General features: G+C 60.5%; 10 protein-coding genes. All 10 read right to left on the bottom strand.

Annotation, left to right across the window (positions count from 1 at the left end; all coding sequences use genetic code 11):
- Positions 1–178: 178 nt before the first annotated feature.
- Positions 179–1,039 carry a ParA family protein gene (locus RWL87_RS03960; RefSeq protein WP_049345304.1) on the bottom strand — a complete coding sequence of 287 codons (861 nt, stop codon included), beginning with the start codon at positions 1,037–1,039 and terminating at the stop codon, positions 179–181.
- Positions 1,040–1,133: 94 nt separating this feature from the next.
- Positions 1,134–2,453, bottom strand: a complete 1,320-nt coding sequence (locus tag RWL87_RS03955; protein ID WP_313968992.1) for a tyrosine recombinase — start codon at positions 2,451–2,453, stop codon at positions 1,134–1,136.
- 102 nt (positions 2,454–2,555) lie between these two features.
- Positions 2,556–3,230, bottom strand: coding sequence for an NUDIX hydrolase (locus tag RWL87_RS03950; protein ID WP_313968991.1), 675 nt, complete (start codon positions 3,228–3,230; stop codon positions 2,556–2,558).
- 146 nt (positions 3,231–3,376) lie between these two features.
- Positions 3,377–5,071, bottom strand: a complete 1,695-nt coding sequence (locus RWL87_RS03945; RefSeq protein ID WP_313968990.1) for a CTP synthase — start codon at positions 5,069–5,071, stop codon at positions 3,377–3,379.
- Between the two features lie 318 nt (positions 5,072–5,389).
- Positions 5,390–7,108, bottom strand: coding sequence for a DNA repair protein RecN (gene recN / locus RWL87_RS03940; RefSeq protein WP_313968989.1), 1,719 nt, complete (start codon positions 7,106–7,108; stop codon positions 5,390–5,392).
- 19 nt (positions 7,109–7,127) lie between these two features.
- Entirely contained in the window at positions 7,128–8,132 is a 1,005-nt protein-coding gene (locus RWL87_RS03935; protein WP_313968988.1) for an NAD kinase, read from the bottom strand.
- A 245-nt stretch (positions 8,133–8,377) separates the two neighbouring features.
- Positions 8,378–9,106 carry a TlyA family RNA methyltransferase gene (locus tag RWL87_RS03930; RefSeq protein ID WP_313968987.1) on the bottom strand — a complete coding sequence of 243 codons (729 nt, stop codon included), beginning with the start codon at positions 9,104–9,106 and terminating at the stop codon, positions 8,378–8,380.
- Between the two features lie 96 nt (positions 9,107–9,202).
- A complete protein-coding gene (locus RWL87_RS03925) occupies positions 9,203–9,370 on the bottom strand; it encodes a GTPase (RefSeq protein WP_313968986.1) in 168 nt (55 codons plus the stop codon).
- Complete coding sequence (locus tag RWL87_RS03920) at positions 9,363–10,400, bottom strand: HAD-IIA family hydrolase (RefSeq protein ID WP_313968985.1); 1,038 nt, start codon at positions 10,398–10,400, stop codon at positions 9,363–9,365. The genes RWL87_RS03925 and RWL87_RS03920 overlap by 8 nt, the downstream gene beginning before the upstream one ends.
- 182 nt (positions 10,401–10,582) lie before the next feature.
- Complete coding sequence (locus RWL87_RS03915) at positions 10,583–11,698, bottom strand: hypothetical protein (protein WP_313968984.1); 1,116 nt, start codon at positions 11,696–11,698, stop codon at positions 10,583–10,585.
- Positions 11,699–11,999: the final 301 nt, after the last annotated feature.

Below are 11,999 nucleotides of genomic sequence, written 5' to 3'. Positions count from 1 at the left end.
CCTTAGGTTTATTCTCCCCGGCTTTTGTTGGTGCCGTCTCAGATGTGGCTTCTACTTCGCCTATTTTCGGCGCGAGTAGTGTGCGGGGGTCTTTAGAATCCACACAATTATACGCCCTCTACCGGTGCGACTCAAGGGTGAGAGTCACCTCAGCAGAGGGCGTATAGGTGTGGGGGCTTTAGCGTGCGCCACCCTTGTAAATCAGTTCGCGTGCCACCTGGCGGTATGCTTCTGCGCCGGGGTGGCTGGAGGCGTAGCTGAGAATCGGCTCAGCAGACACCGATGCGTCCGGGAACTTCACGGTGCGCTTGATGACGGTGTCGAAGACCTTGTCGCCGAATGCGTCCACGATGCGTGCCAGAACTTCCTTGGAGTGGATGGTGCGCGCATCGAACATGGTGGCAAGTACGCCGGAGATTTCGAGGTCGGGGTTCAGTCGATCCTGAACCTTCTCGATGGAGTCGACCAGCAGTGCGACGGCGCGCAGTGCGAAGAACTCACAAATCAGCGGAATAATGACACCTTCGGAGGCGGTCAGTGCGTTGACGGTCAGCAAGCCCAGGGAGGGCTGGCAGTCGATGAGGATGACGTCGTATTCGTCGCGGACTTTGCGCAGTGCCGAGGCGAGAACCTGCTCGCGAGCCACTTCGTTGACCAGCTGAACTTCAGCTGCGGAGAGGTCGATGTTGGCGGGCAGCAGGTCGATGTTCTCCACACCGGTGGGCAGGATGACGTCCTTGATGTCGACTTTGCGGTCCATCATGACGTTGTAGACGGTCAGGTCCAGTTCGTGCGGGTTCGCGCCGAAACCGGCGGAGAGAGCACCCTGCGGGTCAAAGTCGACCAGCAGCACCTTACGGCCGCATTCTGCCAGTGCCGCGCCCAGGTTAATGGTGGAGGTGGTCTTACCCACGCCGCCCTTCTGATTCACCATAGAGATAATGCGGGCGGGACCGTGGTTGCTCAGCGGAGCCGGGTCGGGGTATACGCGCAGGGGTCGGCCGGTGGGGCCGAGTTCTTGAGCCTGAGCTTCAGTCAATGGTTCACCTTCATCAATGAATTCGAAGTTTTAAAGTTTAAGCGTTGTCTATAAGGTTACCTCAAGAGCGGCTGTTCCGCGGATTGACGGGGTTTTATCCCCTCTCGTGAGCACGCGGATGCGCCATGCGGTACACCTCCATGAGCCCCTCGGGCGTGACCTTGGTGTACACCTGCGTGGTGGCGATGGAGGCATGCCCGAGCAGTTCCTGCACCACACGAATATCGGCGCCGCCCTGTAGCAGGTGCGTTGCGAAGCTGTGGCGCATGGAGTGCGGTGAGAAGTCGGAGCTGAGCCCAGCGGCTTCGGCGGCTTCTTTGAGGATGAGCCACGCGCCCTGGCGCCCCAGCCTACCGCCTCGTCCGTTGACGAAGAGCGCGGCTGTACCTTTACCGTGGGCGACGAGGGAGGGGCGGCCGCGCACCAGGTAGTCTTGGATTGCTTTTTGAGCGTAGCTACCGATGGGCACGAGCCGTTCTTTGTTTCCTTTACCGAAGAGTCGAACGTACCCAGGCAGGGTGATTTGGATGCCGTCTTCGTCGGTGAGGGTTCCTTCAAAGTGCACGTCGTCAATATCGGCGTTGAGCATTTCGCTCACGCGTGCGCCGGTGGCGTAGAGAAATTCGAGCATGGCTCGGTTGCGTAGCCCGGTGGCGGTTTCGCGGTCGGGTACGGCGAGTAGCCGCTGGATATCTTCTACGCTAACCGCTTTGGGTAGGCGCTTGACGTTCTTAGGCGGGGTGACCGGTGCCGCCGGGTCGGTGGGCACTATGAGAGCGGAGACCCAGAAGGCGTGCGCTCCGCGGACTGCCGCCATGGTGCGGGCGATGGAGTTCGGTCCCAGCGGCAGGGGCAGGCTCGGCGCGCCTTCTGCGGTTGGCGTTTCTTTTTCCGGCTCCCCGGCTTTTTCCGGCTGCCCGGCGCGCCCGTTTCCTGCAGGCCCATTTCCAGCACCTCGCCCCGATTCGGAAGCGATCATCAGCGCCAGCGATTCTGCGGCTTCTTCCTGTGCTTCCCGAGCTTCCTGAGCGTTCTGGTTGTTCTTCTCCCCCGCTTCGAATCCGGCGAGGGGCACGGTGGGCGCGGCGAGTTCCCGCATGAAGGAACGCACCTGCGCGGTGGTAATGCGTTCGGGATCAATCACGCCGAGAGTTGCCATGTAGGCACTGTATCGTCGCAGGTCGCGCGCGTAGGAGGCGATGGTGTGTTCGCTGCTTCCTCGCTCCACTCGCAGGTGGATGAGGTACTGCTCGATTGCTCTCTGGAGCGGGGTCTGCGCCTCCTGGTGGGAAGCACCCAGGGCAGAAGAACCCCGATTAGAAGAACCCAGCACGGAGGAACCGGCAGAAGAAGGCACGCCAAGCAGACCCGCGCCACGGGGCGCCTTGCTCACCGTGCTTTTTGCCTGCTTCACGCTATCTCCTCTGTCGGTTCTCTCTAATGCTCGGGCTTGATGTTTGGGCTTGCCGTAGGCAGGGCTACTCCCCTGCGCTGTGTTCTGCCCCGTGTTCCGTTCTTAGTGGTTGCGGAAGCTCTGCGGCTTTTCGCGACGCTTGCCCATGTAGGGGTGGAACTCCCAGCCGTCCTCAGCCTTGCGCAGGCCCTCGAAGTTGTTCTGCGCCGCCGCGTAGGTGGCAAGCACAGCCTGGATAGCGAGCGCGTTGTGCACCTTTCCGCCCAGTACCAGCTGTACCGCCTCCGTGAGGGGCACCCAGCAGTAGGTCATTTCGGCTTCTTCTTCGGTGCGTTCGCTGCGTTCTTCGGCGGGCAGCTCCGAAAGGTCGCGCGCCAGGTAGACGCGACCTGCTTCGCTGGTTGCGCCGGGGCTGCTGAAGTAGTCGGTCAGAGCGTTCCAAGTCTTAGCCTGCAGGTCGGCTTCTTCAGCGAGTTCGCGCTGCGCGGCGACCAGGGGGTCTTCACCGTCGATGTCGAGCAGTCCGGCGGGTACTTCCCAGAGGTTCATGCGCACCGGGTGGCGGTACTGGTTGAGCATCAGCAGTTCGTTGTTCTCGTTGAGAACCGCTACGGCAACGGCGCCGGGCATTTCCACGACGTCGCGGGTCAGCACGGTGTTTTCGTTGAGTTCGTACTCTTCAACGGTCGTTTCGATCACGTAGCCGCTGTACTTCACGGTGCGAGTACGGATGGTGCGTTCGGAGGGTGCATCAATAATCTGCTGATTGTTGCTCATTCTTTCATTGTAGGCGGCTTCTTTGCTCGGTTACGTTTGGCGCGTCAGGTATGGGCGCAGAGTAGACCACACTCACGTTTAAACGAAAGCATCCCGCTCTCCCCAGTTACGGGGTGAGCGGGATGCTGAACGTTTGTGCCTAGATATTAGGCGCCGCGGCGCTCCAGAGCAGCCTTAATCAGGCCCGCAAAGAGCGGGTGCGGGCGGGTCGGACGCGAACGGTACTCGGGGTGTGCCTGAGTTGCCACGTAGTAGGGGTGTGCCTCTGCGGGCAGTTCCACGTACTCGACCAGCGAGGAGTCCGGGGAGGTACCGGAGATGAGCAGGCCTGCTTCTTCAAGCTGCTCGCGGTACTCGTTGTTCACCTCGTAGCGGTGGCGGTGACGTTCTGCCACCTCGGTTGCACCGTATGCCTTAGCAACCTGAGAGCCGGGCACGAGGTTTGCCTTGTACAGGCCCAGGCGCATGGTGCCGCCCAGGTCGCCTGCACCTTCGACGAACTGCTTCTGCTCTTCGATAGTTGCGATGACCGGTACGGAGGTTTCCGGGTCGAACTCGGTGGAAGATGCTTCGCGCAGGCCCAGTACGTTGCGTGCGTACTCGATGACCATGGACTGCAGGCCGAGGCAGATACCCAGGGTCGGGATCTTGTGCTCACGTGCGTACTTGAGGGCGCCAATCTTGCCGTCCAGGCCGCGGATGCCGAAGCCGCCGGGCACGAGGATTGCGTCCATGTTGCGCAGCTGGTGGTCTGCATCTTCGTCGGTTGCGCACAGGTCGGCCGCAACCCACTTGATGTTGACCTTCACGTTGTTTGCGAAGCCGCCGGCACGCAGAGCTTCGGAGACAGACAGGTATGCGTCGGGCAGGTCGATGTACTTACCGACCAGACCAACGTTGACCTCTGCTGCGGGGCGGTGCACTGCGTCGAGCAGGCGGTCCCACTGGGTGAAGTCCGGTGCGGGAGCTTCAATGCCGAAGTAGTCGAGGATGTAGTCGTCGAGCTTCCGGCTGTGCAGGGTCTTGGGGATGTCGTAGATGCTGGGTGCGTCGGCACAGGAGATGACTGCGTCGGTGTCCACGTCGCATGCGTTACCGATCTTGGAGCGGTGCGATGCGGGGACCTCACGCTCACAGCGCAGAATCAGACCGTCAGGCTGGATGCCCAGGCCGCGCAGTGCTGCGACGGAGTGCTGGGTCGGCTTGGTCTTGAGCTCGCCGGAGGGGCCGATGAAGGGCACCAGGGAGACGTGCAGGAAGAAGACGTTCTTGCGACCGACATCGCGGCGTACCTGGCGTGCTGCTTCCATGAAGGGCAGGGACTCGATATCGCCGACGGTACCACCGATTTCGGTGATGATGATGTCGGGTGCGTTTTCAATTTCCGCTGCGTGACGCATGCGGGCCTTGATTTCGTCAGTAATGTGAGGGATAACCTGGACGGTGTCGCCGAGGTATTCGCCGCGGCGTTCCTTTGCGATGACGGAGGAGTAGACCTGGCCGGTGGTCACGTTAGCGGACTGGTCGAGGTTCTCGTCCAGGAAGCGCTCGTAGTGTCCGATGTCGAGGTCGGTTTCAGCACCGTCGTCGGTGACAAAGACTTCACCGTGCTGGAAGGGGTTCATCGTACCGGGGTCGACGTTCAGGTAGGGGTCGAACTTCTGCATGGTCACAGAGAGGCCACGTGCGCGAAGAAGCTGACCGAGGGAAGAGGCCGATAGGCCCTTACCGAGAGAAGATGCAACGCCGCCGGTCACGAAAATCTGGCGGGTTACCTTGTCGTTAGAGGACGCGTTCAGAGCGTTATTTTTTTCATTCACCACGGAATTTAAGCCTACCATTTTCTTGTCTGCTATCCAAGCAGAGGGTTATGCCGCGAGAGGATTCTCTCAGGCGGCTATCCCTCCCCTATTTGTCCTTATCACCACTGTAAACGGAGCGGGGGCTTTAATATTCCCGCCGCGCCGTGTAGAAGCACGTGTAGGAGCATTCACAGAGTATCTCACATCCTCTGCGCTCCATGCGTCGCTATCGGTCACCGGTGTGGGATGCACCGACAACTTTCTGAGGCGTTTGCGCGCTCCTCAATATCTTTAGTGGTCTATTCGCCGAAAGGTACCTCTTCCGAGCATTCGGTCGTCGCTATTATTCGCCGAGGTTTAGCGTCCTTGCGGCACTTCTCGACCGGCTGCCAGCAGCTCTCGGGCGTGTTCTCGCGCCGATTCTGATTGGTCGTGACCGGAGAGCATTCGCGCCAGCTCCACCACGCGTTCCTCTTCGGAAAGCACCTTGACCTTCGAGAGGGACGCGTCATCATTCTTCAGCACGAGGATGTGCTGATCCGCGAAGGCGGCAACCTGCGGCAGGTGGGTAACCACCAGAACCTGCACGTGCCGGGCAAGCATGGCGAGGCGGCGACCGATTTCGATAGCTGCCTTACCGCCCACACCGGAGTCCACCTCGTCGAAGATGAAGGTGGGTACGGGGTCCACTTCGGCAAGCACTACTTCCAGAGCGAGCATCACGCGGGAGAGCTCACCGCCGGAGGCACCCTTACCGAGCGGGCGCGGCACGGCGGTTCGGTGCGGTGCCAACATGAAGGTCACGGTATCTCGACCGTGCACCGAGAACTTTTCAGCTTCGGCAACTTCCACAACCAGGGATGCGTTCGGCATAGCAAGAGCGGTGAGCTCTTCACTGACGGCATCTGCCAGCTTCTGCGCTGCGGCACGGCGCAGGGCGGTCAGCTCTTCTGCCTGGGCGCCGAGTACCTTGCGTAGCTGCACCAGTTCGGTTTCGAGAGTCTCCTGTCGTTGCGGATCGTCCACCAGGGTCTCCAGGCGTGCGCGGGATTCTTCAGCCCATTCGAGGACCTCGGCAATATCGGCACCGTACTTGCGGGTGAGAGTCGCCAGCTGGGCGCGACGAGTCTGTACCTGTGCCAGACGCTCTGGACCCTCAACATCCAGGGAAGCCATGTAGGAGGACAAGTCCGAGGAGATGTCGGTGGTCAGAATCAGCAGTTCGTTGACGCGTGCCGCGAGGGAGGCAAGCTCCTCGTCAGCATCTGCCTGTGCCTGTAGTGCGGAGCGGCTTGCATCGAGCAGGCTCATGACGCTCTGCTCATCGCCGGTGGAGTATTCGCTACCGCTCAGTGCCGCGGAAGCGGTCGCAGAAGCAATACGCAACGCTTCCACGTTCATGAGCTTCACCATTTCGGCCTTGAGCTCTTCTTCTTCCCCTGCCTGCGGGTTGACGGCACTGATTTCTTCGAGGGCGCCCTGCAGAGTCTGCGCTTCGAGGGCGCGTGCCCGAGAATTTTCGCGCACCTCCTTCAGCTCCGCAGCGGCAGCACGGTATCGCTCGTAGTTTTCGCGGTACTTCTCAAGCAGGTTGGCGAGCTCTTCGCCGGCATACAGGTCGAGGGACTGGCGCTGCTCCGCCGCAGACTTGAGGCGCAACTGATCGGACTGGCCGTGGACTGCGACAAGAGTCTGACCAATCTGTGCCAGGGTTCCGATGGGTGCGGAGCAACCGCCGACGTGGGCGCGGGAGCGTCCCGAGGCGTTGACGGTGCGTGCCAGAAGCAGTTCGGAGGTCTGTTCGTCGATATCCTCAGCGGTGCCGCCGGCTTCTTCGGCAAGTTCGAGGGCGCGGTGCCCGTGGGGCAGGCGAATCACTGCTTCGGCGAGGGCGCTCTTGGCACCGTTGCGCACGCTGGATGCGTCGGAGCGGGCGCCCAGGAGCATGCCGAGGGCGGTGACGACCATGGTTTTACCTGCGCCGGTCTCGCCCGTCAGCACGGAGAATCCGGGTTCGAGGGGGAGCCTCGCATCGGTGATGATGCCGAGGTCTCGAATATGGATTTCCTCAATCACGAACGTTCATTCCTTTTCTTTAGTGCTTCTCAGTATCCTGCGGACCTCGCCAGCCACGGATCGGAAGCTCAAATTTACGCACCAGTCGCTCCGAGAAGGGAGCCGGGTGAATACGGGCGAGCAGCACCGACTTTTCAGAGCGTCGCACCTCAATACGGGAGCCGGGGTCCAGTTCCACGGTTCGGCGACCATCGCACCAGAGCACGCCGGAGGCACCGTTTCCGGGCATCATTTCTACCGCCAGGGTGGAGGTCGGCGCTGCCACTAGCGGGCGCGCGAAGAGCGCGTGAGCCGAGAGCGGCACCATGAGAATCGCTTCAACTTCGGGCCAGACGACCGGGCCGCCACCGGAGAAAGCGTAGGCGGTCGAACCGGTGGGGGTTCCCATGACCACGCCATCGCAGCCGAAGCTACTGAGCGGGCGGCAGTCCACCTCGATAATGACTTCAATCATTTTTTCGCGGTTGCCCTTTTCGACGCTGGCTTCATTCAGCGCCCAATCGCTGTGCACGCGCTTACCGTCGTTCCAGACTTCCACGTCGATTGCCATGCGTTCTTCAACGGTGTATTCGTTGTTGACGATGCAGCGAACGGTTTCGTTCAGGTCGCTCTCTTCGGATTCGGCAAGGAAGCCGACGTGTCCCAAGTTCACGCCAATGAGCGGAATGCTGGTTCGGCGCACCATTTCGGCGGCGCGAAGAATCGAGCCGTCACCACCGAGCACCACGCCGAGTTCAATATCGATGAGCGCCACGGATTCGTGCACGACCTGCACGGGGACGGGCTCGTCCCAGTTTTCGCTCAGAGTCTCCAGATCGGAGCGAGTCATGACGGGCGCAAGTCCCGCTTCATAGAGCTGGGTGCACGCCTGGCGGGCGGCGTCTCGTGCTTCTTTGCGTCCCACGTGGGCAAAGACGAGGATTTTACGGTGATGTTCCGTCGACCCTTCAGATACCTGGCGCGCACCAGTAGCGGCCGTCTGCGCGACCGCTTCCTGTGCTGCCCGGCTTTCCTGTTCTGCCATGACGACTCTCTCCCATCAGTGTTGGGGCGGTGATATTGGGGTATTGAGATGGTGTATCTACACCTATCATACCGAATATGTTCTCGAAGATTTTCTAAACTACCCTATTTTTAGAAAATTATTTCGAATAACGTACAGTTGGACATCTCTAAAATGCCCGTGAATAGCACGGCAGCCCGAGAAACCCCACACTTAACGCTTCCTGCGTTACCGGGCGGCTTTTCTCAGACTGCCTAGAACACTATTTATTTTCGGCACCAGAGGAAGTACTCCACGTTGCCGTCCTGTCCGGGGAGCGGGCTGGGTTCCATACCCATCACGCGCAATCCGTGACTCTCCGCAGAGGCCTGCACTTTCTCCACAGCTTCACGTCGGGCGGATTCTTCGTAGACCACTCCCCCGCGTCCGATGCGGTGCTTACCGACCTCGAACTGCGGCTTGACCATGAGCACCAGGTCGCCGCCGGTTCCGGTGGCGTTTGCTAGCGCCTCCATGACCAGGGTCAGCGAGATGAACGAAAGATCGGAGACCGTCAGCTCAACCTGCCCGCCAATATCTTCGGGCTTCATGTAACGAACGTTGAGCCCCTCGTACACGCCGACTCGTGGTTCTTCGCGTAGTGCATCCACGAGCTGTCCGTGTCCCACGTCCACAGCGGCCACATGGGCGGCTCCTCGGCGAAGTAGCACGTCGGTAAAGCCTCCCGTAGATGCGCCCGCATCCAGGCAACGCTTGCCTTCCACCTCAATATCGGGGAACGCATCAAGGGCACCGGCGAGCTTGTGGCCTGCGCGGCTGACGTATTCGGTCAGCTCGCTCTGGCGCACGTAGAGGGTGTCCTCCGGGCCCACGATCATAGATGCCTTGCGTGCAACCTTGCCGTTGACTTGCACGTCTCCTGCCGCGATGAGTTTTGCGGCGAGGGTTCGGGAGCTCACGAATCCGGCTTCGACCAGGTATTTATCGAGGCGCACGTATCCTTGTCTTCTTTCTGTCGTCGTCTGGTGACGGGGTTATCTAGTAACGGTGAACCCTCAGACGATAACGTTCTGAGGGTTCACCGCCGCAAGCTAGGAGAGGTTTTCGAGGTCCTTTTCCAGTTGCTCGCTCATCGTTTCGAGGCGCTTGACGCGCTCTACAGGGTCCATGGCGAGGGTCGCCGCCAGCTGACGCTCGAATTCTGCGTCAAGCTCAGTGGTTTCCGCCGCTTTGTTGTTAGTGTCCTGGTCTTTAGGCACCGGGAATCCCCTGGATGTTGGGGCGTGCGCCCTGTTCGGGGTTTGCCGCCCACCATGCTGCGCAGGCTACACGCCATGCTTCGGCTTCGCTCTCGCTGCCCGCGAATGCTTCGGCGTCTTCAACCTCGGGGCCGGTCAGGCTCAGGTTTTCACCGCGGACTCGTGCCTGCCAGGTGGGGCCGGTTGCGGTGACTTCGTAGCCTTCGTAGAGCACCTCAATTTCGGGGTAGGGTGCGAAGAAGTCCTCGAGGGTACGCAGAATATAGGTCGGACGCTGGTCCGGCACAGCCTCGATGACGTCCTGGTAGGTCTGTACGCCGGTGAGGACGAGTGCACCGTCCATCTTTGCGTTGTTGGCGCCGAGGATGTCGGTGTCCAGGCGGTCACCCACGATGACGGGGCGGCTGGAGTTCACGGCCTTTGCCGCGGTGTGGAAGATGGGCGCTTCGGGCTTGCCAGCAACAAGCGGGGTACGACGGGAGGCGGTTGCTACGGCAGCTACGAGGGTTCCGTTACCGGGTGCCTGGCCGCGTTCCTTGGGGATGGTCTGGTCGGTGTTGGTGGCAATCCACAGTACCTCAGGGTTTGCGAGGGTGTAGGCGGCTTCCGCAAGGTCTTCCCAGCCGATCTTCGGGTTGAAGCCCTGGATGACGGCTACGGGACCTTCTTCTTCCTTGAGTACGGTTTCGAGGCCTACCGCACGAACGCAGTCGGCAAGGGCATCGGTGCCGGTGATGAGCACCTTGGAGCCTGCGGGTACGTGCTGTGCGAGCAGTGCGGCGCCTGCCTGTGCGGAGCTGACGACTCGTTCTGCGCGGGTATGCACACCCAGTTCACGTAGGTGTTCTGCAACGGACTCTACGGAGCGCGATGCGTTGTTGGTGACGAAGATGACCGGTACGTTGAGTTCTTCTTCGGCGCGGTTGAGGGCTTCGGGCGCACCTTCGATTGCGAAGGGGCCTGCGTAGACTACGCCGTCCAGGTCGGAGAGGAGGGCATCGTAGCGGGATAGGAGTGCATTCGTGGTCATAGAGTGTTCCTCTCGGGGTCTCTGGCGGTTGTCGCTATTAATCGTACCTGTTAGACACTCCAGCGTTGGTGCCTTCCGGCGATTATGTGCAAAACCGCTGGACGCCTCCCCCGTTCAGGGGTGCGTCCAGCGGTTGCTGACACTGAGGTCAAGTATTCAGAATCCTTAGATTCTCTGCCGTCTTATTCTACGGAAGTTTCCTCTGCTTCTTCAGCCTCGGACTCAGCGGCTTCGGTCTTCTCAGCCTCAGCTACCTCTTCCTGAGCCTCAGGCGCTTCTTCTGCGGAAGCTTCAGCAGTCTCTTCTGCAGGCTCAGTGATTTCTACAGACTTCTCTTCCTTTTCGAAGAGGCCTGCTTCACCGAACATATCGAAGATTTCGGGTTCTGCGAAGTTGCCCTGGCCCAGTGCTGCTTCCGCCATGAACGCGAGGCGTGCCCAGCGTTCTGCTTCCTGGTTACGGCCTGCGTTAGCCAGCGCGTCGGAGTATGCGCTGAACAGGCGGGGGCTGTACTCGAAGGCACGCTTAGGGTTCAGCTGAGGAATCTGCAGCGCTACAACAGCTTCAGACTTCTTGCCCTGATCGCTGAGGATACCGGATTCAACGATGGCAAGCTCTACGCGCACGTTGGCGGGCAGCTCTTCCTTCTTGAATTCAGCAATCATTTCCATTGCCTTGGGCAGGCGGCCGAGCGCACGTTCGCAGTCCACCAGCAGTGCCAGGTGGTCTACGGAGCCACTGATACGGCGGTGGGTGCGCAGTTCGCGCAGCGCCAGTTCAAAGTCTTCTGCCACGTATGCGGCTACGCCGACTGCTTCGCGTACTGCCGCAATACGGCCTGCGCTGCGGGATGCAGCAACCGCGTGTTCCAGTGCGAATTCGGGGTCGATGTCGAGGTAGCGACCAGCCATGGCGAGGTGCTTTGCAACAGTTTCTGCGTTGCGCGGCTCCAGGGCGCGCAGCTGACGGAAGGTTGCGCCGTCCAGCTCGCGACCGGTGATGTCGTCGTCAATTTCCGGTGCCTTGGGCTTTGTGGGGCGGTAGCCTGCACGGCCACCGATGCTGCGTACTTCTTCGCGAGGTGCTTCAGCCTCGGGACCGTTGGAGCGAGGTGCCTTGGAACGGGAGTCGGAGCGACGGCCGTCGAACTTCTTGCCTCCGCGGTCGTTACGATTGAAACCGCCCTTGCCGCCAAAGTTCTTGCCGCCCTTCTTGGAGCGGAAGTCCTTTCCTCCGCTGTTCTTGCGGTGCTGGCGGGGGCCGGAGCCGTTAGACTCGTGACGGGGGGTCTCAGACATGAATCTCCTTGGGAGGTATCCGCCAGTGTGGGCGGGTAGGGTATGCAGTCGATTCGGGCGAACCGCTGCCTGAGGCATCAACTCTATGAGGGGTGCTTAGATACACCCGCTAATGCCTAAACATAAGCCATACCATTTTAGTATAGAGAACACCTTCCGTGCACCCGTACTGATGGGATGTTAAAGACAAATGGGGAGGTCTAACGACCTCCCCAAACAAAAATAGCCCCGGCGAAGCCGGGGCTATTGAATAAAAAACCCGCGGTGACCTACTCTCCCACACCCACAAAAGTGCAGTACC

This window comes from uncultured Rothia sp. (assembly GCF_963555405.1).
In the GTDB taxonomy this organism is placed as follows: Bacteria; Actinomycetota; Actinomycetes; order Actinomycetales; family Micrococcaceae; genus Rothia.
Note: the sequence above shows the minus strand (reverse complement) of the source record. Positions and strands in the feature narration are given on the sequence as shown.